The sequence below is a fragment of the Marinobacter mangrovi genome, from assembly GCF_016798325.1.
GTDB lineage: Bacteria > Pseudomonadota > Gammaproteobacteria > Pseudomonadales > Oleiphilaceae > Marinobacter_A > Marinobacter_A mangrovi.
The window spans coordinates 227,218-248,375 of the sequence record NZ_JAERVO010000002.1 but is presented as its reverse complement, the minus strand read 5'-3'; the positions used below and the strand labels follow the sequence as shown (position 1 = coordinate 248,375).

The window sequence follows — 21,158 nt, the reverse complement described above, 5'->3', positions numbered from 1 at the left end:
ATACGCCTGAAACAGGCCGGTGTAAAAAATAAAGAAAAAGATCAAAAAACGACCAACACGAAACAGGAAGTTCAAGTCCATGACCTCGCTACCTTCTTCTTCGACGGTACTGCATGATGCCTTTTCGCCAAACGAAGATTGCGACGGCAACCTGACCCTGGCGGATTGTCAGGCCCTGCTGGCCCGTTACGGCAGCCAGTCCAGCGCCTATTTCACACTGCAACAGGACACACCGCGCTTCGGCGCACGCAGCATCGGATTCATTGCCTACCGGGTCGTGCGCATTCCCGGGTTTCGGTTCAATATCGTTTTCGCCAATCCGGTCTGCGATCCCAAAGCGCGTTCCTGGCTGCTCGGCCGTTTCCTGAAACAGGTGCCCGGCCGCCATCTGTTCGTGGGGATCGATGCCGCGGTCAGCCGGGATCTTGCCGCGTTGGGGTTCCGCATCAACGAGTTCGGCACCGAATTCAGCATCGACCTGACCGAATTCTCACTGGCCGGCAAGCACAAAAAACAGTTGCGCCATGCCGCCAACCTTCATAAACGCAGTCCGGTGACGGTTCAGGAACAGGCCTGGGACGAAGTGGACGCCTACCAGGTTGCGACCATTTCCAGCCAGTGGCGCAGCACCAAGGCCGTGGGAACCCGGGAACTCAGCCTGCTGACACGCCCGCCAGTCATGAGCGAGGAGTGGGGGGTCCGCAAGTTCTACGGTTACCTGGACGGCAAACTGGCGGGCTATGTGTTCTTTGACCCCTATTTCCGCGACGGCCGTGTGGCCGGCTACACCGCCAACATCCTGCGCCAGGATCTGGAGCGGGCCCCGACCGGCCTGCTCGACTACATCATCCTGCAGGCCATGGAGCGTTTCCGTGAGGAAGGCGTCAACGAAGTCTCACTGGGCATTGCCCCGCTCTACAACATCGAGGCAATGAGCCATGACCGCCCCATGATCCGCCGGGTTGCCCAATTCCTCTACAACCGCGGCAACCGGCTTTATGCCTTCCGCGCGCTGGGTTACCACAAGAGCCGTTACCGGGCTCGCGAAGCCAAGTGGTACATTGCGACCGACAGCAGCTCCGTACTGGGTATCGCCTGGTCGATCCTGCAGGGCACCGGTGTGCTGTCCCTGTCGACCCAATGGGCCAGCGACACCGCACTGCGACTCTGACGGGGCATTCAGTGCCAGCCGGTCCGGGCCTCGCCCCGGGCCGGTGCGATGTTCGCAAACGCAGCGAGCAGAAACCAGGCCCGCATGGTGTCGCTGAGCCCGGCATCACCGCACCCGGCCGCTCCGGGCATCCCGGCTCTCCCCGCCTCTAACCGTTCCATCCCGAAAAAGATCCATGACCTGACGGCTGCGTAACTTTAAAGAACCGGGGACGTGAGTAGACTGGTCGGAACGGCTGAATGCCGCCAGCCCAGCTATGCTGGGTAGATGTCCTCAAGTGATTTCCTGCAACACGGCAGTCGGGAAAATTCGCCGGCTTGGTCTGTCATGCGAATGCCATGTCGGCGACGGTTAATGACATAACCTCATTTAACCCACGATGCCCCTGCAAAGGAGTGCACCATGCCGACACACAGCGAGCTTGCTGATCGGGAGATCTCTACCCGTCTCCAGAATGCGCTGCACGTCGAATACGATGATGTCCGCAGTCGCTTTGAGCGCTATTGTGCGCCACTCGAAATCGAAGACTACGGCCTCCAGGCCGTGCCGGAAACCAGCCCCGCCAAATGGCACCTGGCCCACACCACCTGGTTCTTCGAAACTTTCCTGCTCAAGCCCTTCCTCCCCAACTACACGCCGTTCCATCCGCGCTTCGAGTATCTGTTCAACTCCTATTACAACGGCGTGGGCGATCCGTTTCCCCGGCCGCAGCGCGGCTTGCTGTCGCGGCCCACGGTAAAGGAGGTCTATGCCTACCGGCATGCCGTCGATACCGCGATGCACGAGCTCCTGAGCCGCGACCTCCCGGACCGTGCCACCGTTGCGGCGCGCACGGAACTGGGCCTGCAACATGAGATGCAGCACCAGGAACTGTTTTTCACCGACCTCAAGTACAACCTCGCCCGTAATCCGCTGTTTCCGACGTACACCGAGGTGCCGGCCGTTGAGGATGCCTCTCCGGCAGCGGAACTCGCCTGGCATTCGTTTTCCGGCGGTATTCGCCAGATCGGGACGACACCACAGGATGGCTTCTGCTTCGACAACGAGACGCCGCGTCACCGGGTCTTCCTCGAGCCCTTCCAACTGGCCAGTCGCCCCGTGACCAACGCCGACGTGCTGGCCTTCATGCGCGACGGCGGTTATCACCAGTCGTCTCTCTGGCTGGCCGACGGCTGGGCCCACATTCAGACCACCGGCACCACGCAACCGCTCTACTGGGTCCGCCAGGACGACGCCTGGTTCGAGTTCACGCTGCATGGCCTGCAACCGCTCGACCCGGACGGCATCGCCTGCCACCTGAGCGGTTACGAGGCGGATGCGATGGCCCGCTGGTTCGGGGCCCGCCTGCCCACGGAGTTCGAATGGGAGTATGCAGCACAGGAAGAAGCCGACGCCGCCCGCGACACGGCCCACTTCGTCGAGCGGGGCCGCTATCACCCAGGCCGGGCCGACGATCACACCCTGTTCGGGAGCATCTGGCAGTGGACCAGCAGCGCCTACGGTCCCTATCCCGGCTACCAGCCGGCTCCCGGGGCCATCGGTGAGTACAACGGCAAGTTCATGTGCAACCAGCTGGTGCTTCGCGGCGGCTCCTGTGTCACCGATCGGCGCCAGGTGCGCTCCAGCTATCGAAACTTCTTCTACCCACCGGATCGCTGGCAGTTCAGCGGTTTGCGTCTGGCCCGGAATGGAGGCTGAACCGTGCCCAATACCGCCACCGCTATCGACCCACGCGTCACCTACACCAACATGCACCCGCCCCGGCACGATCTGGTTGCCGAGGTACTGGGCGGCTTCAGCCAGCCCCAGAAAACCCTGAGCCCGAAGTTCTTTTACGACGAGCAGGGCTCGCAGCTGTTCGAGGCCATTACGGAGCAGCCGGAGTACTACCCCACCCGCAGTGAACGCATGGTGCTGCGCAACAAGGCCGGCGAGATTGCCGATCATCTGGGGCCGGATGCGACCCTGATCGAGCCCGGCTGCGGCAGCTGCGAGAAAGTCCGCCTGTTACTGGATGCCCTGCAACCGGCCCACTACCTGGCGATGGATATTTCCGCCGACTTCCTGCTGAACTCGGCCGGAGAAGTCGCCCAGGCCTTTCCGGACCTGGATATCCAGGCGGTGTGCGCCGACTTTTCGCAGCTGGATCAGTTGCCTGTGCCCGACAGCTCAGGTCGCCGGGTGGTCTTCTTCCCGGGATCGACGCTGGGCAATTTCAGTCCCGCCATGGCACAACGCTTTTTGTCTGCCGTGCGGCATCTGGTGGGCGACGACGGCGGCCTGCTGATCGGGGTGGACCGACACAAGGACACCCGCATACTGGATGCCGCCTACAACGACCAGGCCGGCGTCACCGCGGCGTTCAACCTCAATGCCCTGACCCACCTGAACCGCATCCTGCCCGCCGACTTCGACACGAACCGGTTCAGTCACCGGGCGTTCTACAACACAGACGCGCGACGGGTCGAGATGCATCTGCGCAGCGAGTGCGACCAAATGGTCCATTGCGCCGGCGAGGCCATCACCTTTCGCGAGGGGGAAACCATCCATTCGGAAAACTCCTACAAATACACCCACGACCAGTTCGACCGGCTGGCGCGGACCACCGGGTTCCGGGTGGAATCCGAATGGAGCGATGCCCAGTCCCTGTTCTCGGTCTATTTCTGTCGGGCGGCGCCTGTCTGACGAGCGTGGGATGGCCTGCGCGGATGCGAGCTGAGATCCGCATGGGCCATTGCCATTCCGTAAGACGGGTTGAGACAAGCCCGATCCTGCACCACAGTGATAGTCAGAAAGCCTTTTTTCAGGGGACGTTGTCGCGTCCTCGGTTCGACGATCTCACGAAGGGGGTGCTTATGAAGATCTCATTAACGACCCTTGCCCTGGCATTCACAACTAGCCTGCTGGCGGTGCCGGCCCTGGGCGCTGGTGACGCCGCCACCGGCGAGCCGGCGCAGGAAAGCAACTCCCATATCTGGGGGCTGGGCATGGATCGCGGCGCCCTGGACCAGACCACCTTCGAACAACTGGACACCAACGACGACGGCGTGCTCAGCGGCGATGAGCTGACGCCTTATGGCGAGAGTGCGGCCGGCGGAGCGAAGACGTCTGCCGACGATGCCCCCTCCTCGCTGCTGGAGAAACACGACAGCAACGACGACGGGGTGGTCACCCGCGAAGAGTTTAACGGCGACAAATAACCGCAGAGCGGCCTAGAGCAGAGCTTGCCGGGAGGTGCCCACACACATGGAACAGGCTGAACTGGAACGACGGGCCGGTTGGAAGAAGTCCCCGTTGCTGGGGATTGCGGCGAGCATCGTGTTTGTCGCGATCCTGCTGGCGATCCTGTACGCCCTGGGTATCCATGAACGGGTGGTGGATCTGCTGCAATGGTTCGACGCCCAGGGCGCCTGGGCACCGCTTCTGTTCATCCTGATCATGGCCGCGGTGATGGTCCTGCTGTTGCCCGGGGTCCTGTTCACCACCGGCGCCGGCTTTGTATTCGGCGTCTTCAAGGGCACGGTCTATGTGGTCGCCGGCACGGTACTGGGCGCCTGCCTGGCGTTCCTGATCGCCCGCCACCTGTTTGGCGATCGGGCGCGCCAATTCGTCATGACCCGGGCACATCTGCGGGTGATGAGCGACGAAATGACCCCCAACGGCTGGAAGATCGTCCTGCTGACGCGGCTGATTCCATTCTTTCCCAGCAAGCTGTCCAACTTCTTTTTCGGGCTGACTCATTTCTCGTTCCGCGGTTTCTTCTTCGGTTGTCTGCTGGGCTACATTCCCTTCTCGCTGCATAACGTGTATCTCGGCTCGCTGGCCGCCGACCTGACGACGCTGGGCGTTCGGGAAACCGGGCGCACCCCGCTGGAATGGTCGATCTACGGCGCCGGCTTCGTCGGCACGGTGATCGCCGTCATCTACCTCAATCGGCTGGCCCGCCGCGCCCTGGCCCGCTATACCGAACAGGAAGAGATCGTGGAGGATACCCCGTGAGTTGGCTTAAATGGCTTCCCTGGCGCTTCGTGGTGCGCTATGTCGCCCGCAAGCATGGTTTCCTGGACCCGATTGGCCTGCTGGCGCGCCTGCACAAATTCGCGCAACCTTCCGAAGTGGGCGAACCGATCGAGCTGCTGCGGGCCGGTGTGGTCTTCCACGCCCGGGGGCTGATCAACAGCCGCGTCGTGCAACACAACCTCGATTGGGTCTGGCCTTACTGGATCGAGCGTCAATTCGACCCGCTGGATGCCTCGTTCGTGCCGCGCGCCTTTTCCATCACCCACATCAACCTGACGCATCGCAACTGGACCGCCATCGGCCATCCGGACTGCGACGAGCTGCCAGTCGTCGATCCCCGCGGCCTGCTGACGCCCTTTTTCGACAGCTGGTCCCTGGACGGCTGGCTGCTGGCGCAGGACGGGCGCTGCCTGTTGCCGTCCCGCCTGAAAGACTGCAAACAGTGGCAATCCCTGGACGACGGCGTCAGCGTGACCACCGACAGCGCCCTGAACGGCCTGCGCCTGACCAGCCACGCCTGGGTGACCGTCGAAAACGGCGTACCGGTGTGCAAGTTGCGCCTGCGGGCCCATGCCGACTGCGATACCAGCCTGGTCCTGTCCCTGCGCCCTTACAATCCCGAGGGGATCAGCTTCATCCACAAGGTACAGCTCTCAGACGACCGCAATGCCTGGATCGTCGACGGCAAGCGTCACGTCACGTTCAGCAAGCCGGCCAACACGCACCACGTGTCCGATTACCGGCAGGGGGATGTGCATATCCACCTGGAGGACCGGGATGACCAGACCCGCGGCGTGTGCGACGTGGGCATGGTGACCGCCGCCGCCCTGTTTCCGGTCAAGGCGGGCGAAACCACCGAAGTCACGGCCAGCGTCCCACTGACCGATCAGACCGCCCGCCTGCCTTCCCCTCACGCCTGGCGCGAGGAACGGGAAGATCACGCCCGGCTGGAGTGCCCGGAACCCCGCTACCAGTTCCTCTATGACGCCGCCGTCGCGTCGCTGATCCTGCATTCACCGGACGACGTCTACCCCGGCCCCTTCACCTACAAGCGCTTCTGGTTCCGGGATGCCGCGTTCATCATCAATGCCTTGCTCAACCTGGGCCTGACCCGGCGCGCCGAACGGGCGCTGGCCCGCTTCCCGGAACGCCAGACGCCACGGGGCTATTTCCGCTCCCAGGAAGGCGAATGGGACGCCAACGGCGAGGTGCTGTGGATCCTCAAGCAGTATTTCGACCTGACCGGCCAGAAGCCTGACGCCCACTGGCTGGACCCGATCCGCCGCGGCGCCCAATGGATCATCCGCAAACGCCTGGACGACAACCTGGACGCGCCCCATGCCGGTCTGTTGCCCGCCGGTTTCAGTGCCGAACACCTGGGGCCCAACGACTATTACTTCTGGGATGATTTCTGGGGCATTGCCGGGCTGCAGGCGGCGGCCGAGCTGACCGCCGAGCGCGCCCCGGAGGACAGCCACTCTTTCCGTCAGGGCGCTGACGATTTCACGCGCGCGGTGGACCGCAGCCTGGTACGTTGCCAGAACCGGTTGGGTCGCCTGGGCATGCCGGCTTCGCCCTATCGCCGGCTGGATGCGGGAGCGATCGGCTCGCTGGCACTGGGCTATCCGACCCAGCTTTGCGAGCCGGATGATCCCCGCCTGCTGGATTGTGTGGAATTCCTGCTGGAGCGCTGCTTCGTCAACGGCGCCTTTTACCAGGACATGATTCACTCCGGGCTGAACGCCTATCTCACCCTGCACGTGGCACAGGTGCTGCTGAGGGCCGGCGATCCCCGTTACCTGGACCTGATGGACACCGTCGCCGACCTGGCCTCACCCACCGGACAGTGGCCCGAAGCCATCCACCCCGGCACCGGCGGCGGTTGCATGGGGGATGGCCATCACGTCTGGGCCTCGGCCGAATGGGTGTTGATGGTCCGCAACTGCTTCGTGCGGGAAGAAGGCAATCGGCTGATCCTGTGCGCCGGCATCCCGTCGCGCTGGCTCGAGCAGTCGCAGCCAATCCGGTTTGGTCCGGCACCCACACGTTTTGGCGCAATCACCATCCGGATCGAGCCGGGGGACGACAGGCCCCGGGTCAGCTGGACCGCCGACTGGCACGACGAGGCACCGGAAATGGCGGTGGAGATGCCCCAACATCATCCGGTGCTGGTTCCGACCGGGGCGGGTTCGGTTCACCTGGACCGCCAAGGGCAACCGGCCTGAGCGGGCCAGCCAGATTGAACCGGGGGCAAGCCAACCCGTTGCATTGCCCGGCCATGTCACGCAAGCTCGCAGAACCATGCCGGTCGCACTCAGGAACCAGGACCATGCCCATTGATCGTGAGAAACTGGCCGCTCTGGCCGCCCAACACGGCCCGACAGGTCACCGTTTTCGCAATATTGAACCCACGGTGAGCCATGGTCTGGGCGACTTCCTGCGTTGGCAACTGGGCCCCGGCCGCCGCTTTCCCAAGGGCAAGCGTTACAACGTGCTGCGTCCGGACGCCCACCGCCTCAACCAGCCACCGGAAGCACCCCAGCTGACCTGGCTGGGGCACGCATCGTTCCTGTTCCAGTATGGCGGGCTCAATGTGCTGACCGATCCGGTTTTGTCCGAGCGCGCCAGCCCGTTCACCTTTGTCGGCCCCAAGCGCTACACACCACCGCCGCTGGACGTGGCCGCCCTGCCCACCATCCATCGCGTGCTCCTTTCCCACAACCATTACGACCACCTGGACGAAAGCACGGTGCGCCAGCTGCACCGCCGATTCGGCGATGCCCTGTGCTTCTGCATTCCGACCGGTTTGCGTCCCTGGTTCGAGAAACGCGGCATCCAAAACCTGGTGGAACTGGGCTGGTGGGAGTCCCGGGTGCTATCGGACGACGACGAGGTGTTCTTTCTCCCCACCCAGCACTTCAGCGGTCGCGGGCCACGGGATGGCAACGCCACGCTGTGGGGCAGTTGGCTGATCGAGATAGACGGTTACCGGCTGTATTTCGGCGGCGACACCGGGTACGGCGGTGTCTTCCGCCAGATTGGCGATCTGTTCGCACCGATCGACCTGGCGCTGCTGCCGATCGGCGCCTACGAACCGCGCTGGTTCATGTCGCCGGTCCATGTGTCACCGGAAGAGGCGGTGCATATTCACAAGGACATCGGCGCTCAACAGTCCGTCGCCATGCACTGGGGTACGTTCGTGCTGACCGATGAACCCATGGACGAACCGCCTCGCCGCCTGCAGCAGGCCCTGGAGGGCCAAGGCGTCGCCGAGGCGGATTTCCGTGTTATGCAGCACGGGGAGACGCATGCGTTTCCGACCGAGGTCAATCAGGATCGTGAAGCCGGAACACTGGCCGATGGCGCAGCCTGATCGCGGCGCCGTGCTCGTCAGCTGACGTCAATCGGCAAACGCATCGACTCCTGCACTTCTTCCATGACGATGTAGCTCTTGGAGTTCTTCACCCCCGGCAGGACCAGCAGCATCTCGCCAAGCAAGGCCCGGTACTCGGACATATCGCTGATCCGGGCCTTGATCAGGTAGTCCGCGTCCCCGGAAACCAGGTGACACTCCAGCATGAACGGCAATTTTTCCACCGCTTCGTTGAACTTCTCGAAGGCGTCCCGGGATTGGTAGGACAACGAGATCTCCACGAACACCAGCATCGAGAATCCCAGCAGGTCCGGATTGAGGCGGGCGTAATAGCCTTCGATATAGCCTTCTTTCTCAAGCCGGCGAACCCGCTCGATACAGGGCGTTGAGCTGAGTCCGACCCGCTCGGCCAGGTCGACATAGCTCAGGCGGCCATCGTCCTGCAAGGCAGCGAGAATGCGACGATCCAGACGATCGAGGGTGCGTTTTTTCTTATCCGTCGGCACAGCTTGACTCCAGAGGGTAGGCATTGGCCCGGGGTAAAGACGATTACCCGGAGGTTCCGCCTGCCATCATAACCGATAGCAGATGATTTCACTGGACCGGTTCGGTTTATCCGGCATTTTCATGCCATTACCTGTACTAGAATAGGGCCAACCCTATCCCCAATGATTGAGAGGAGCCCACCATGTCCGAGATCGAACGTATCCACTCCACCGAGCGGATGAGCCGCATCGTCAAGCACCAGGGTGTCGTCTACCTGTGCGGCCAGACCGCCGGAGACGAGGCCTGGGACATCCGCGAGCAGACGGAACGCTGTCTGGGCAAGATCCGGGACCTGCTCGAAGAGGCCAACAGCGGCGTCGACCGGATGCTGTCCGTCACCATCTACATCCGTGACATGGCCGACTTTGCTGCCATGAATGAGGTGTGGGACGCCTGGTTTGCCGACCTGCCCAAACCCGCCCGCGCCTGTGTCGAAGCGCACATGGCACGGCCGCCGATTCTGGTGGAAATGTCGGTCGTTGCTGCCGAGAACAGCTGAGCCCCCTCTTCAGCGCCCACCGCCTGCCCAAGGGTAGGCGGCTTGCCGGCCCTCTGTGCGTCTGCCTTGTCCTTCTTTCTCACTTAATAAGTGCTATCCACTGATACAACGATTAATTGCAGATAATAACACTGCAAAATTGCTTTATTCGAAGCTTTTTCATCCAACACTTCCATTAGAATTCCGTTAAAGACACGGCAACCAGGTTGCTATCAGGACAACGATGGGAGTGCATGGGCGATGAAAATTGCGGTTCTGGGAGGCGGCGTAGCGGGCGTATCGACGGCCTGGTACCTGGCTCAATCCGGGCATGAGGTGACGGTCGTCGAGCGGCGTGAGACGGTGGCGGACGAAACCAGCTTCGGCAATGCCGGCATGCTGTCCTTCGGCTACACCAGCCCCTGGGCCGCGCCCGGTGTGCCGTTCAAGGCGATGAAGTGGATGATGCAGGACATGGCGCCCATTCTGGTCAGCAAAAGCTCCCTCAATCCGCGTACCGCCGGCTGGCTGTTCCGCATGCTGGGGCAATGCAACGAGCAGGCCTACCAGATCAACAAGCAGCGGATGCTGCGCATTTCCGAGTACAGCCGGACCTGCCTGGCCGAGCTGACCCAACAGGTCCCGCTGGACTTCGATCACCGCAACCGCGGCACGATCGAATTATTCCGCGATCAGCAGAAAATGGATTCCATCGGCGCCGATCTGGCGTCGTTGCGGGCCTGCGGTGTGGAACACGAGGTGATCGATCATGCCGGCTGCATTCGCCATGAACCCGCCCTGGCCAACGTACCCGACAAGTTCGTGGGCGGACTGCGCTTTCCGCAGGACGGCACGGGCGACTGCAACAAATTCACCAAGGGGCTGGCCCAGCACTGCGCTGAGGCCGGTGTTGAGTTCCGGTTCAACACCACCATCGAGGCCCTGGAAACCAATGGTGATCGCATCAGCGGCGTACGCACCTCCCACGGAACGATTCAGGCCGATGCCTTCGTGATGGCGCTGGGGAGCTATTCCCCGCTGTTGCTGAACCCGCTGGGCTTCCGCCTGCCGATCTACCCCATCAAGGGCTATTCCCTGACGTTGCCGATTCTGGACGCCGATCGTGCCCCACAATCCACCGTGATGGACGAAGCGTTCAAGGTGGCCGTCACCCGCTTCGATGACCGCATCCGGGTGGGCGGTACCGCCGAGATTGCGGACTTCGATCTCAGCCTCCAGGAAAAACGCCGTAAGCCGACCGCTTTCGTCGTGAACGACCTGTTCCCGGGAGCCGGCGATCTGGACAACGCCCGTTTCTGGTGCGGCCTGCGCCCGATGACGCCGGACAGCGTGCCGGTCATCGGCGAGACGCCCCTGCGCAACCTGTACATGAACACCGGCCACGGCACCCTGGGCTGGACCATGTCGCAGGGGTCGGCCCGGCTGGTCGCCGACATCGTGAACGGACGGACTCCGGATATCGCGACGGACGGTCTGTCCATCCAGCGTTATCTGTCTTAAGGCCGTCGCATCCAACACTCATCGAACCATTGAGGTAATCCCATGGCCAGACCGGCCGTTGCCGAGATCGACCTGGACAGCATCCGCGCCAACTTCCGCCTGGCCGCCTCACTGGCGCCGGACAGCAACACGCTGGCCGTCGTCAAAGCCGACGCCTATGGTCACGGCGCCACCCGGGTCGCCCACAGCCTGGCAGATCAGACCAAAGCGTTTGCCGTGGCCTCCATTGAGGAAGCCGTCGCACTCCGCCAGGCCGGTATCCGACACCCGATCCTGCTGCTGGAAGGCTTCTTCGAAGCCGGCGAACTGGACGTCATCGCCCGTGAGGGGTTCTGGACCGCCGTCCACAGCGCGGAACAACTGGACCAGATTGAGCTCGCCTCAGTTTCGATGCCGCTGACGGTCTGGCTGAAAGTGGATACCGGGATGCACCGTCTGGGATTCTCACCCGACCGGGCCGTCGCCGCCTATCAGCGCCTGCAGTCGCTACCCCAGGTCGGGCGCGTCGTCGTGATGAGTCACCTGGCGAACGCCGATCTGGTGGCTTCCCGGGGGATTTCTGTGGCCAGTCAGATCGAGCGATTGCCGGCGGCATTCAGAGCACCAGGGGTGGAAACCAGCGTGGCCAACTCCGCCGGACTGCTGGATCACGAACCGGCCCGGCGGACCTGGCAGCGGCCGGGCATCATGCTCTATGGCGCATCGCCCCTGGAGCAGGACAACGGCCACAGCCGCCAGCTCCAGGCCGCGATGACGCTGAAAAGCCGGGTCATTGCCACCCGTTGGGTCGAACCGGGCGAACAGGTCGGTTATGGCGCGCGTTTCGTGGCCACCCGACGCTGCCGTATTGGCACGGTGGCAATGGGCTACGCCGACGGCTATCCGCGCCAGGCGATCGAAGGCACGCCGGTCCTGGTCGACGGAAAGCGCACCTCACTGGCGGGTCGGGTGTCCATGGACATGCTGACCGTGGACCTGACCGACCTGCCGGAGACCGGCACCGGCAGTGACGTGGAGCTCTGGGGCAAACACCTGAGCGCCAATGAGGTGGCGGCCTGCTGCGACACCATTGCCTATCATCTGTTCACCGGCGTCACCCAGCGGGTGCCGCGGGTGTACCGGGGCGACTGACGGCGGTTCCCGCCGCACCAGTCCGTCAGGTGCCGGGCCCTGTCGCCTGCTGGGCCTTGAGTCGTTCCCGCAGGAAATCCACAAACTGGCGTACCCGCACGGGCCGTGGACCGGTTCCCGGATACACGGCGTTAAGGGGAACCGAGTCGCCGCGCCAGTCGCGGAAGGCCGGTTCCAGGCGACCCGCCAGCAGGTCTGCCTTGACGTCCAGCTCGCTCTTGTAAGCCAGGCCGACGCCATCCAGTGCCCAGTCCCGCACGATGGAACCATCGTTGCTGGTGCAGTCACCGCTCACCTCCACCACCACGGTGTCGCGGCCGCGACGGAACGACCAGCGCCGATAGGCGCTGCCGCCGAAGAAATAGGTCACGCAGTTGTGATGGGCAAGATCCTGCGGATGGCTGGGCCGGCCATGGCGGGCAAAGTAGTCCGGCGACCCCACCACGATGCGGCGGTTGTCCAGCAGACGACGGGCAACCAGGGCGGAGTCCGGCAGCTCACCGTAGCGAATGGCCAGATCCAGCGGCTCGGACACCAGATCCCGCATGGAATCCCCGGCCTGCAGGATAAAACGCACCTGCGAATGCAGGCCCCGGAATTCATCCATCAGCGGACGCAGCCACTGCCGGGCAAAATCCACCGGCGCGGTAAAGCGGATTTCACCGCTGATTTCGGCGCAGTCGTGACTCACCGAATGCCGCGCCTCGTCGATCAACGTGAGCCCCGGCGCCACCCGTTCGCGAAACAGCAGCCCTTCCGGCGTCAGGCGCAGGTTGCGCGTGTTGCGCTCCACCAGTCGGACGCCCAGCTCCGCCTCCAGCCGCTTGAGGCTGGCACTGGCGGCTGCGGGCGAGCGTTCCAGGTTGCGGGCCGCCGCACTCAGCGAGCCCAGCCGGGCCGCCTCCACGAACAGTCTCAGATCTCCAAGATTGGTCATTTTCAAATTCTGTTTGAAAGTGTTTTATCGGTTAACCCAATTATCAGACGCCCTTCCAACCAAGACAATAGCGCTCATCATTCATCGCGCATTGCGAAGGACACGGACAAGCACACCATGACCTCTAAACCCAACACACCATCCCCCCGCCTGCCTATTGCGTTGCTGGCTCTCACAGTCGGCGCTTTCGGCATTGGCGTCACCGAATTCGTCATCATGGGTCTGCTGATGGACGTCAGCACCGACCTGGACGTCACGATCTCTTCCGCCGGCCTGCTGATTTCCGGCTACGCCCTGGGTGTGGTCGTCGGCGCACCGGTGATGACCACGCTCACGGCCGCCTGGCCGCGCAAGCTGACCCTGTTGATCCTGATGGTGGTCTTCACCCTGGGCAACGCGGCCTGCGCCTTGGCGCCCAACTACGAAGTCCTGATGGTGGCCCGCGTCATCACGGCGTTTGCCCACGGCACCTTCTTCGGCGTCGGATCGATCGTGGCCACCGGGCTGGTCGCACCGGAACGTAAGGCGTCGGCCATCGCGGTCATGTTTACCGGCCTGACGGTGGCCAACATCCTGGGCGTACCATTCGGCACCTGGCTGGGCCAGACCATCGACTGGCGCGCCACCTTCTGGGCCGTCACCCTGGTAGGCGTCGCCGCGCTCGCCGTCATTGCCCTCTTCGTCCCGAAAGACCGGGAAGCCCCGGAAACACCTGATTGGCGGGCCGACCTACGCGCCCTGAGCCGACCGCCGGTCGTGCTGGGGTTGCTCACCACGGTGCTGGGCTTTGGCGGTGTATTCGCGGTGTTCACCTACATCGCCCCGATCCTGACGCAGATCACCGGGTTTGCAGCCTCGACCGTCTCCCCCATCCTGCTGGTCTTTGGTGGCGGCCTGATCATCGGTAACCTGTTGGGAGGGCGTCTGGCCGACCGCCACCTGGTCGCCACAGTACTCGGCAGCCTGCTGGCGCTTGCCGCCACACTGGGCCTGATGACCTATGCCATCCAGAATCCATGGCTGACCGTACTCTTCGTGGGCCTGATGGGCGTGACCGCTTTCGCCACCGTCGCACCACTGCAAATGTGGGTGTTGTCAAAAGCCGAAGGGGCCGGTCAGAGTATGGTCTCCAGTGTCAACATTGCCGCCTTCAACCTGGGTAATGCCCTGGGTGCCTGGCTGGGCGGCGCCGTCATCGATCAGGGACCAGGCCTGGCGGCACTGCCCTGGGTCGCCGCGATCATCCCGCTGGCGGCGGTGGCGACGGCCCTGTTCAGCCTACGCCTGGAGAGCCGCCGGACGAGCCCCGAACTTTCATTCGACTCGGCCTGTCCGAGTGATTGATTCACCCTGAAACCCGAACACCAACCTGAAAGGAGTCTGCTATGAACATTGATCTTCTGGGCAAAGTCGCCATCGTCACCGGTTCCACACAGGGCATCGGTCTGGCCATCGCCAAGGGCCTGGCAGGCAGTGGGGCCACGGTTGTGGTCAACGGTCGCAAACAGGCGGCGGTGGATGCCGCCGTGGCGAAGGTTCAGGAAAGCGCGCCCGGCGCCGAAGTCCGTGGGGTGGCGGCCGACCTGGGCACCGCCGAAGGCTGCCAGGCGCTGGTGGAAGCCGAGCCGACCGCCGATATCCTGGTCAACAACGTGGGCATCTTCGGCCCTCAGGACTTCTTCGACACGCCCGACGACGAGTGGCAGCGGTTTTTCGACGTCAACGTGATGTCCGGCGTGCGCCTGTCGCGGGCCTACCTGCCGGGTATGGAGAAGAAAGGCTGGGGCCGGGTAATTTTCCTTTCCTCGGAATCGGCGCTGAACATTCCGGCGGACATGATCCACTACGGTTTCACCAAGACCGCCAACCTGTCGGTGTCCCGCGGTCTGGCCAAGCGCATGGCGGGCACCGGTGTGACTGTGAACTCGGTACTGCCCGGGCCCACGATGTCCGAAGGCGTAGAAGGCATGCTCAAGGAGGCGGCCGAGAAGTCCGGCAAGAGCGTTCAGGAAACCGCCATCGACTTCGTCAAGGCCGAGCGCCCCAGCTCCATCATCCAGCGCCCGGCAGAGGTGGATGAAGTGGCCAACCTGGTGGTGTATGTGGCCTCGCCCTTGTCGTCAGCCACCACGGGCGCGGCCCTGCGTGTGGATGGCGGCGTCGTGGACTCGATCGCCTGATGAAACCCGGCCACTTTCTGCCCTGCAGGGCGGAAAGTGGCCGCGTCCCATCGAATTCATTCGTTAACCAATGGGACACTAGTGTCCCGTCTGGTTCATTCTTAAACTGATGGGACACGAGTGTCCCGTCTGGGTAATTCGCTGATCTACTGAGCGCCTGAACGCTTTGAGAGCAAGGCGCGGTAGCGAAGGTTTGGCGGCCGGCGCTCCGGTGGTTCCAAATCGAGCTGCCGCAACACCGCTATCAAAGCGTTCAGGCGCTCCCGAAGGGCGCACCGCTGACGCCTCTGGACCTGCGTTGCCAACCCTGGATGTGGAACCACCACACCGGCGGGCTGGCGCCTTGGCCAGAGACGTCAGCGGTACGCAGTAGGTCAACGAATTACCCAGACGGGACACTAGACCCCCAACACCAGCGACGCCGACGCCAGCAGCGACGACACGGTGCGCACGTGGTTCCATCGGGTCCAGCGGGCGCGGTAGTCGGCCCAGACGATATCGGCTTCCAGGGAATCGGCCGGAACCCGCGCCAGACGGTTGTTCAACGGCACGTTGCAAATCAGCGTGATGCCCAGGCTGCCCACCAGGTACAGCACGCCCCCGAGCACCAGCCACACCGTATCGCCCCGCCAGGGTACGGCGATCATCATCAGCGCCAGACAAAGGGCACCGGTCCCGAAAAACACCCCCAGGAAAACCGGATTCACGATCACCCGGTTGATCCGCTGCATCGCCGCCACGCCGTCGGATGGGGCCAGTTGGCCCAAGGCATCCATCACGGCGACGGAAAACGCGAAAAACAGGCCGGCAATCAGGCCGCAGCCCATCGCCGTCACCACCGTCAGCCCCATAACGAACGACACAATAGCTCCTCCCTGATTCATCCCATCGGGACGTGGAGTCGTCCCAATCTCCCAACAGTCTGTCCTGCGGCGCGTACGGTCCTGCCGAGACTCCGGCGTAGATTAGACCCCGTCAATGACGTCCGCAGGAGATGCACCATGAACGCGCCACACACGCTCACAGCTCGACAGGTTACCTTTGATCTGCAGGACAGTCCGGTCCACTGGCTCCCGGACGATCCTTTCTCGTCACAGATGATCAACGGCGTCCATCTCCTGCTGCCTGCCGGCGAACTCTGGTTCTGCCGGGTCTTCAACAAGGCTCTGCCCCTGGTCACCGACGACCGGCTGCGCGAGGAGGTTCAGGGCTTTATCCGCCAGGAAGCCTCCCACGCGCGTGCTCACGATGCCGGTCAGGCAGTGCTGGCCGACAATGGATACGACGTGGATCTGATATTGAAGCGGGTCCACTGGCTTTTCAACCGGTTGCTTGGCGACACACCGCTGGGAGTGACGCGCCTGAAGCGCCCCTCCCTGGAAAAGCGCTGGCTGATACTGCGCGTTGGGTTGGTCGCTGCCATCGAGCATTTTACCGGCCTGCTGGGTGACTGGAGCCTCAACACGGAAGGTTGGGACGATGGCGACCCTGATGTGACGGCACTCTTCCGCTGGCATCTGGCCGAGGAAGTCGAACATCGCAGCGTCGCCTACGATCTCTACGCTCACCTGTGCGAGAGCCAGCTGGGCTTCTACGTCAGCCGCCAGGCGCTGATGGCGATTGTGTTTCCCCTATTCGTGCATTTCCTGGTGGATGGCTACCGCGGCCTCGCCCGCCAGGATGCTGAGGATCGGAATGCGCGCTTGGGGCGAGCCTCTCTCCTGCGCGTGCTCTGGGAAGTCGAAAAAGTCGGCCGTCAAAGCCGGCGGGTGCCCACCTTCAGTACCCTGGTTCAGGGCACATTGCGCTGGATGCGTCCGGGGTTTCACCCGGAGTCGGAAGGCGATACCCAACAGGCCCTGGCGGTGTTGGCGCACTACCCGTTGAAGCAGGCAGCCTGAGTCCCTCTCGACGGGACCGGGAAATTCTTACACTATGAGCGGGCAATCCCTTTTCACCCAAGCAAGGAGCCCGCCTTGTCACTGACGACGCCTGCACTGCTGTTTCCCGCCATTTCCCTGCTGCTTCTGGCCTACACCAACCGGTTTCTCGTGCTGGCGCAGTTGATTCGCCAACTGAAGCAGATGGAAACCGAGCGGGAATATGAAATCCTGGCGCGCCAGATCGGTGGATTGCGCAAGCGCATCACATTGACCAAACGCATGCAGGCCTGCGGGGTACTCAGTTTCCTGCTATGCACCATCTCCATGTTCGCGCTGTTCATGGGCGCCCACTGGCTGGGTGTGGTCTGCTTCGGCATCAGTCTGGTGCTGCTGTCGCTGTCGCTGCTCTACTCCCTGTACGAGATCATCATTTCCACCAACGCCATCAATGTGGAACTGGAGGATTTCGAGGCGCGACATCGCTCCACGTCCACCCCGTCCTGAGCCAGAATACGGATAAAAACGCGCTTCCCTTTTGCCGCATTCTGGTTAAAATGCGCCCAATTCTGGCTTCCGGCTTTTACGGCAATGCGCTGTCTCTCATTCGATGTTTTCCGCACTCTGGGCTTTCCCGACACGACAGTGATCAAGCCGGAGCATTTCCTGAAACACAAGGACGCGCTCAGCGAAGCCGACTGGGTCCTGTTCCCGGAATACTGGCAACTCAACGCCCTGGTGTATGGGCTGGGCTGTCGCGTGTTTCCCAGTGAAGCCAGTTACCGCATCGGCCATGACAAGGTCGAGATGACCCGCGCCTTCCAGACCGTGGCACCGGACCATACCCCGTGGACGATGATCGAGCCCAATGGCCCGCAGGAACGGGATCTGATCTGGGATTCGATGCCCCTGCCTTTTGTCGCCAAAGCACCCAAGGCCAGCATGGGCGAAGGCGTGTGGCTGATCGAAAACCGCGCCGACTGGCAGCGTTACTGTGAGGTGGCGACGGTCCTCTACGCGCAGGAATACCTGCCCATCGACCGTGACATCCGCGTGGTCATCGTGGGAGACAAGGTGGTGACGGCCTACTGGCGACATCAGGCGGCGCAGGGTTTCTACAACAACGTGGCTCGCGGGGGACGCATCGACACGGCCGACGTGCCGGCCGCCGCCGTCGACCTGGCGCTTTCGCTGGCACGGGATCTGGGTGTCGACCACGCCGGCTTCGATATTGCGATGGTGGGCAACCATCCCTACGTGCTGGAATTCAACCGCCTGTTTGGTAACCAGGGTCTGAACCGGGGTACCGCCCTGCAGGAGGCTATCCTCGGCTACCTGCGCGAATGCGATACTCCCAAGGACCCGGACACACCGCTGGATCCGGTGCCGCCGTTGCCGAAGGCCGTCTGAAACCGATCAGTTCCCGAAGAAGCGCGGATTGCGCTCGATAAAGGCGTTGATCCAGCGCTCCAGGAACGACTCCCGTCGGCCGTGCTTGAGGAAATGCCAGCCCAGCACGGCAATCACCAACGCACCGATGGTATCGACAATCAGGTCCCACATGGTGTCCGTCAGGCCGGACGGATCGCCCAGCATGGCCTTCTGCATGTTGGTGTCGAAGAACTGATCCATGCTGAATTCGAAGATTTCCCAGAGCGCACCACACCCCACCGCAAACATAAACGCGAAAAACGCCACAAAGCCCGGCTTGAGGTGCATGTCGATCCGTTCGATCTCATTGAGTATATGCACCAGCAGGAAACCGACGATGCCCAGCAGGAAGCCAGAGCTGGTGTGCAGCGCCACGTCCCACCACCAGTAGCGCATGTAGTAGCCCCGCACTTCCCCGAGGAACAGCGAGGCAAACACGAACAGGATGGCCAAAAGCTGGAGCTGGGGCGGCACGAAGATCCGGAACCGTCGTTCCAGCAACGCGGGAAAAAACGTGATGCCGATAATCAGCAACGTGAAGCCGGCGGTCAGCCAATGCATTTCCCAAAGGGCAAAAGCCGCCTCCGCCGCCAGCACAAGCTGCAGAGCAAAGGTAATGCGCCTGTGGGTGATCCGGAATCGCATGGGGTTAATCTAGCACGATCGCTTTAAATCGCCATGGCTCACCCACGGGAAGCCTGGATTGATTCGGCTGCTTAACCGGACTTTTGAACGAAGACCGGCCGTTTATCCTGCCCCACCAAACAACCGTTCCAGGAAGCCCACATTCCGCACGCCGGGTACCGGCAGGCTGTCCACTTCAGTCATCGCCCGACGCCAATACAGAGTAGGATCGTCCAGGTGGGCGACCTGTTCGCGTTCTTCTTTGGACAGGGAATTGTGGGCGCCGCCAAGGCCCGCCTCCATCAGGGACTGGGTCCAGAGATAGATCGTCGAACGGATCACTCGCAACAGGTCAGAGTATGTGTCTCGGGAAACGGTGATCGCCAGTTCAGCGCTCAGATTGATGCGGCTTTGCAGATCGGCCAGCACCTCGGGATCGTAGGCGATGCGGTGGCCACTGCCCTTCTTGCAGGCCAGGCAGATTTTTTCCAGCGACTTCACACCGTCGTGCAGATCCTGCTGGCCCAGGGTCTCTTTCTGGTCGTCGTCGATCGGCGCCGGGATCCAGCCGTACTGGGGGGAACGGGCCACGATGTGACCGGGTAACCCGATCCGGTAAGGCGGCAACTGATTCCCGACGTGATAACCGTCGAATTCCGTCCGCAGCCAGTTGGCCATGGTTCGGTGGCGGCACATCATCGCCAGGGTGATCGCGGCGGGCATAATGTCCGTGAGCGGGTCGCTGGCATCCTGGAGCCGTTGGTCCAGGTCATCAACCGGTGTTTCCATTCCATAGCCTCCTGAGAACCTGCGGGGCGCGGTCCTGTTTTATTGTCCTTGGGGAGCTTCGCCGGAGGGAGACTGGGCGAGGCATGTTCAAAAAATAGGCAGCTGTTTGAATGAAATCTGTGATGAATTGGTTGCAGGACGTAACAGGAGGTAATTACCAGCCCTTGAGGGAAGATCAACCGCCTGCCTCACGGGTCCTATCGAGGCGATAGGCGCCGGTAGGCGACCCGAAATGCCATACTCCGTCGTACCCAAGCAGTAACGCCGTTCCACAAATTCTGGGAGTCACATGTTTACGGACCTGAGCATCGTCTGGCAGGGATCCATCGCCAGTTTTCTGGCCGGCAACGGCACCGCATTGGGCGCAGCCGGTGTGTTTCTGGTGCGACGCCTGTCCGACCGGCTGCAGGACAGCCTGCTCAGTGCCGCCGCCGGCGTGATGCTGGCCGCTTCTTTCTTTTCCCTGCTCCTGCCGGGCCTGGAATACGGCGAAAAACTCACCGGTCACACCTGGATCGCTGCCCTGCTGGTGATCGCCGGCATCCTGATGGGCGCCCTGCTGCTTTACCAGATTCACCAGCGACTGCCCCACGAACACTTTGCGTTGGGCCGCGAAGGGCCGGAAGGGGCCAGGATCAAGCGCATCTGGCTGTTCATCATTGCCATTACCCTGCACAACTTCCCGGAAGGCATGGCGGTGGGCGTCGGTTTCGGTGGTGGCAATCTCAACAACGGGATTGTGCTGGCGATCGGCATCGGCTTGCAGAACATCCCGGAAGGCCTGGCGGTGGCGGTCTCGTTACTGACCATCCAGCATTCCCGGTTACAGGCCTTCTGTCTGGCCGTGCTGACCGGTCTGGTGGAACCCATCGGCGGCGTTTTCGGCGCCGGCATGGTCTGGCTGGCCGAACCCATCATGCCCTGGACGCTGGGCTTCGCCGCCGGCGCCATGCTGTTCATCATCAGTGACGAGATCATCCCGGAAACCCACCGCAATGATTACCGCACGCTGGCGACGTTTTCCCTACTGGGCGGTTTCGCGGTGATGATGTTCCTCGACGCGACGCTCGGCTGACG

The 21,158-nt window shown here is 62.6% G+C and carries 22 protein-coding genes; 16 read left to right on the top strand and 6 right to left on the bottom strand.

The features are described from left to right. Positions 1-79 precede the first annotated feature (79 nt). Entirely contained in the window at positions 80-1,171 is a 1,092-nt protein-coding gene (locus JL474_RS07090; RefSeq protein WP_203141504.1) for a DUF2156 domain-containing protein, read from the top strand. Positions 1,172-1,179: 8 nt separating this feature from the next. On the opposite strand, the gene JL474_RS21615 is transcribed toward JL474_RS07090, so the two are convergent. Beyond that, complete coding sequence (locus tag JL474_RS21615) at positions 1,180-1,302, bottom strand: hypothetical protein (RefSeq protein WP_268890277.1); 123 nt, start codon at positions 1,300-1,302, stop codon at positions 1,180-1,182. 271 nt (positions 1,303-1,573) lie between these two features. Here JL474_RS21615 and egtB point away from each other — a divergent pair, with 271 nt between their 5' ends. From egtB to JL474_RS07060, 6 genes are all read left to right on the top strand, one after another. Beyond that, on the top strand, positions 1,574-2,869 hold the full coding sequence (egtB, locus tag JL474_RS07085) for an ergothioneine biosynthesis protein EgtB (protein WP_203141503.1): 1,296 nt from the start codon (positions 1,574-1,576) through the stop codon (positions 2,867-2,869). Positions 2,870-2,872: 3 nt separating this feature from the next. Then, on the top strand, positions 2,873-3,856 hold the full coding sequence (gene egtD / locus JL474_RS07080) for an L-histidine N(alpha)-methyltransferase (protein WP_203141502.1): 984 nt from the start codon (positions 2,873-2,875) through the stop codon (positions 3,854-3,856). Positions 3,857-4,026: 170 nt separating this feature from the next. Beyond that, positions 4,027-4,371, top strand: coding sequence for an EF-hand domain-containing protein (locus JL474_RS07075; RefSeq protein ID WP_203141501.1), 345 nt, complete (start codon positions 4,027-4,029; stop codon positions 4,369-4,371). Between the two features lie 46 nt (positions 4,372-4,417). Beyond that, on the top strand, positions 4,418-5,170 hold the full coding sequence (locus JL474_RS07070; RefSeq protein ID WP_203141500.1) for a TVP38/TMEM64 family protein: 753 nt from the start codon (positions 4,418-4,420) through the stop codon (positions 5,168-5,170). Then, on the top strand, positions 5,167-7,416 hold the full coding sequence (locus JL474_RS07065; protein ID WP_203141499.1) for a glycoside hydrolase family 15 protein: 2,250 nt from the start codon (positions 5,167-5,169) through the stop codon (positions 7,414-7,416). The genes JL474_RS07070 and JL474_RS07065 overlap by 4 nt, the downstream gene beginning before the upstream one ends. Positions 7,417-7,520: 104 nt before the next feature. Further along, positions 7,521-8,564: an MBL fold metallo-hydrolase gene (locus tag JL474_RS07060; RefSeq protein ID WP_203141498.1), complete on the top strand. Its 1,044-nt coding sequence runs from the start codon at positions 7,521-7,523 to the stop codon at positions 8,562-8,564. A 17-nt stretch (positions 8,565-8,581) separates the two neighbouring features. Here JL474_RS07060 and JL474_RS07055 read toward each other — a convergent pair whose 3' ends face one another. Next, positions 8,582-9,070, bottom strand: coding sequence for a winged helix-turn-helix transcriptional regulator (locus JL474_RS07055; protein WP_328797797.1), 489 nt, complete (start codon positions 9,068-9,070; stop codon positions 8,582-8,584). 182 nt (positions 9,071-9,252) lie between these two features. Here JL474_RS07055 and JL474_RS07050 point away from each other — a divergent pair, with 182 nt between their 5' ends. The 3 genes from JL474_RS07050 to alr all read left to right on the top strand — a co-directional run bounded on the left by JL474_RS07050 (position 9,253) and on the right by alr (position 12,240). After that, on the top strand, positions 9,253-9,609 hold the full coding sequence (locus JL474_RS07050; protein ID WP_123632907.1) for a RidA family protein: 357 nt from the start codon (positions 9,253-9,255) through the stop codon (positions 9,607-9,609). A 240-nt stretch (positions 9,610-9,849) separates the two neighbouring features. Continuing rightward, positions 9,850-11,109: a D-amino acid dehydrogenase gene (locus JL474_RS07045; RefSeq protein ID WP_203141496.1), complete on the top strand. Its 1,260-nt coding sequence runs from the start codon at positions 9,850-9,852 to the stop codon at positions 11,107-11,109. 42 nt (positions 11,110-11,151) lie between these two features. Further along, on the top strand, positions 11,152-12,240 hold the full coding sequence (gene alr, locus JL474_RS07040) for an alanine racemase (RefSeq protein WP_203141495.1): 1,089 nt from the start codon (positions 11,152-11,154) through the stop codon (positions 12,238-12,240). A gap of 25 nt (positions 12,241-12,265) precedes the next feature. Here the strand turns inward: alr and JL474_RS07035 are convergent, their stop codons facing one another. Then, entirely contained in the window at positions 12,266-13,177 is a 912-nt protein-coding gene (locus JL474_RS07035) for a LysR family transcriptional regulator (protein WP_203141494.1), read from the bottom strand. A gap of 150 nt (positions 13,178-13,327) precedes the next feature. Between JL474_RS07035 and JL474_RS07030 the strand changes: the two genes are divergently transcribed. Beyond that, positions 13,328-14,521 (top strand): MFS transporter, encoded by a 1,194-nt coding sequence (locus JL474_RS07030; protein WP_407944050.1) that lies wholly within the window; start codon positions 13,328-13,330, stop codon positions 14,519-14,521. Between the two features lie 41 nt (positions 14,522-14,562). Further along, positions 14,563-15,357 (top strand): SDR family NAD(P)-dependent oxidoreductase, encoded by a 795-nt coding sequence (locus JL474_RS07025; RefSeq protein WP_123632915.1) that lies wholly within the window; start codon positions 14,563-14,565, stop codon positions 15,355-15,357. Between the two features lie 398 nt (positions 15,358-15,755). Here JL474_RS07025 and JL474_RS07020 read toward each other — a convergent pair whose 3' ends face one another. Next, the gene (locus tag JL474_RS07020) at positions 15,756-16,220 is read right to left on the bottom strand and encodes an anthrone oxygenase family protein (protein WP_203141492.1); all 465 of its coding nucleotides are present in this window, start codon (positions 16,218-16,220) and stop codon (positions 15,756-15,758) included. A 138-nt stretch (positions 16,221-16,358) separates the two neighbouring features. Here JL474_RS07020 and JL474_RS07015 point away from each other — a divergent pair, with 138 nt between their 5' ends. The 3 genes from JL474_RS07015 to JL474_RS07005 all read left to right on the top strand — a co-directional run bounded on the left by JL474_RS07015 (position 16,359) and on the right by JL474_RS07005 (position 18,647). Continuing rightward, a complete protein-coding gene (locus tag JL474_RS07015) occupies positions 16,359-17,258 on the top strand; it encodes a metal-dependent hydrolase (protein WP_203141491.1) in 900 nt (299 codons plus the stop codon). Between the two features lie 75 nt (positions 17,259-17,333). Continuing rightward, positions 17,334-17,744 carry a DUF2721 domain-containing protein gene (locus JL474_RS07010; RefSeq protein ID WP_203141490.1) on the top strand — a complete coding sequence of 137 codons (411 nt, stop codon included), beginning with the start codon at positions 17,334-17,336 and terminating at the stop codon, positions 17,742-17,744. 84 nt (positions 17,745-17,828) lie between these two features. After that, positions 17,829-18,647 carry an ATP-grasp domain-containing protein gene (locus tag JL474_RS07005; protein WP_203141489.1) on the top strand — a complete coding sequence of 273 codons (819 nt, stop codon included), beginning with the start codon at positions 17,829-17,831 and terminating at the stop codon, positions 18,645-18,647. Positions 18,648-18,653: 6 nt separating this feature from the next. Here the strand turns inward: JL474_RS07005 and JL474_RS07000 are convergent, their stop codons facing one another. After that, a complete protein-coding gene (locus JL474_RS07000) occupies positions 18,654-19,313 on the bottom strand; it encodes a hypothetical protein (protein WP_203141488.1) in 660 nt (219 codons plus the stop codon). 102 nt (positions 19,314-19,415) lie between these two features. After that, positions 19,416-20,081, bottom strand: a complete 666-nt coding sequence (locus JL474_RS06995) for an AbiTii domain-containing protein (protein WP_123632924.1) — start codon at positions 20,079-20,081, stop codon at positions 19,416-19,418. A 289-nt stretch (positions 20,082-20,370) separates the two neighbouring features. On the opposite strand from JL474_RS06995, the gene JL474_RS06990 reads away from it, so the two are divergent. Next, positions 20,371-21,156, top strand: a complete 786-nt coding sequence (locus JL474_RS06990) for a ZIP family metal transporter (protein WP_203141487.1) — start codon at positions 20,371-20,373, stop codon at positions 21,154-21,156. Positions 21,157-21,158: the final 2 nt, after the last annotated feature.

Coding starts and splice junctions, on each gene's coding strand:
- JL474_RS07090 (WP_203141504.1), top strand. CDS start 80: ATGACCTCGCTACCTTCTTCTTCGACGGTACTGCATGATGCCTTTTCG.
- JL474_RS21615 (WP_268890277.1), bottom strand. CDS start 1,302: ATGCCCGGAGCGGCCGGGTGCGGTGATGCCGGGCTCAGCGACACCATG.
- egtB (WP_203141503.1), top strand. CDS start 1,574: ATGCCGACACACAGCGAGCTTGCTGATCGGGAGATCTCTACCCGTCTC.
- JL474_RS07075 (WP_203141501.1), top strand. CDS start 4,027: ATGAAGATCTCATTAACGACCCTTGCCCTGGCATTCACAACTAGCCTG.
- JL474_RS07070 (WP_203141500.1), top strand. CDS start 4,418: ATGGAACAGGCTGAACTGGAACGACGGGCCGGTTGGAAGAAGTCCCCG.
- JL474_RS07060 (WP_203141498.1), top strand. CDS start 7,521: ATGCCCATTGATCGTGAGAAACTGGCCGCTCTGGCCGCCCAACACGGC.
- JL474_RS07050 (WP_123632907.1), top strand. CDS start 9,253: ATGTCCGAGATCGAACGTATCCACTCCACCGAGCGGATGAGCCGCATC.
- JL474_RS07045 (WP_203141496.1), top strand. CDS start 9,850: ATGAAAATTGCGGTTCTGGGAGGCGGCGTAGCGGGCGTATCGACGGCC.
- alr (WP_203141495.1), top strand. CDS start 11,152: ATGGCCAGACCGGCCGTTGCCGAGATCGACCTGGACAGCATCCGCGCC.
- JL474_RS07035 (WP_203141494.1), bottom strand. CDS start 13,177: ATGACCAATCTTGGAGATCTGAGACTGTTCGTGGAGGCGGCCCGGCTG.
- JL474_RS07025 (WP_123632915.1), top strand. CDS start 14,563: ATGAACATTGATCTTCTGGGCAAAGTCGCCATCGTCACCGGTTCCACA.
- JL474_RS07015 (WP_203141491.1), top strand. CDS start 16,359: ATGAACGCGCCACACACGCTCACAGCTCGACAGGTTACCTTTGATCTG.
- JL474_RS07005 (WP_203141489.1), top strand. CDS start 17,829: ATGCGCTGTCTCTCATTCGATGTTTTCCGCACTCTGGGCTTTCCCGAC.
- JL474_RS07000 (WP_203141488.1), bottom strand. CDS start 19,313: ATGCGATTCCGGATCACCCACAGGCGCATTACCTTTGCTCTGCAGCTT.
- JL474_RS06995 (WP_123632924.1), bottom strand. CDS start 20,081: ATGGAAACACCGGTTGATGACCTGGACCAACGGCTCCAGGATGCCAGC.
- JL474_RS06990 (WP_203141487.1), top strand. CDS start 20,371: ATGTTTACGGACCTGAGCATCGTCTGGCAGGGATCCATCGCCAGTTTT.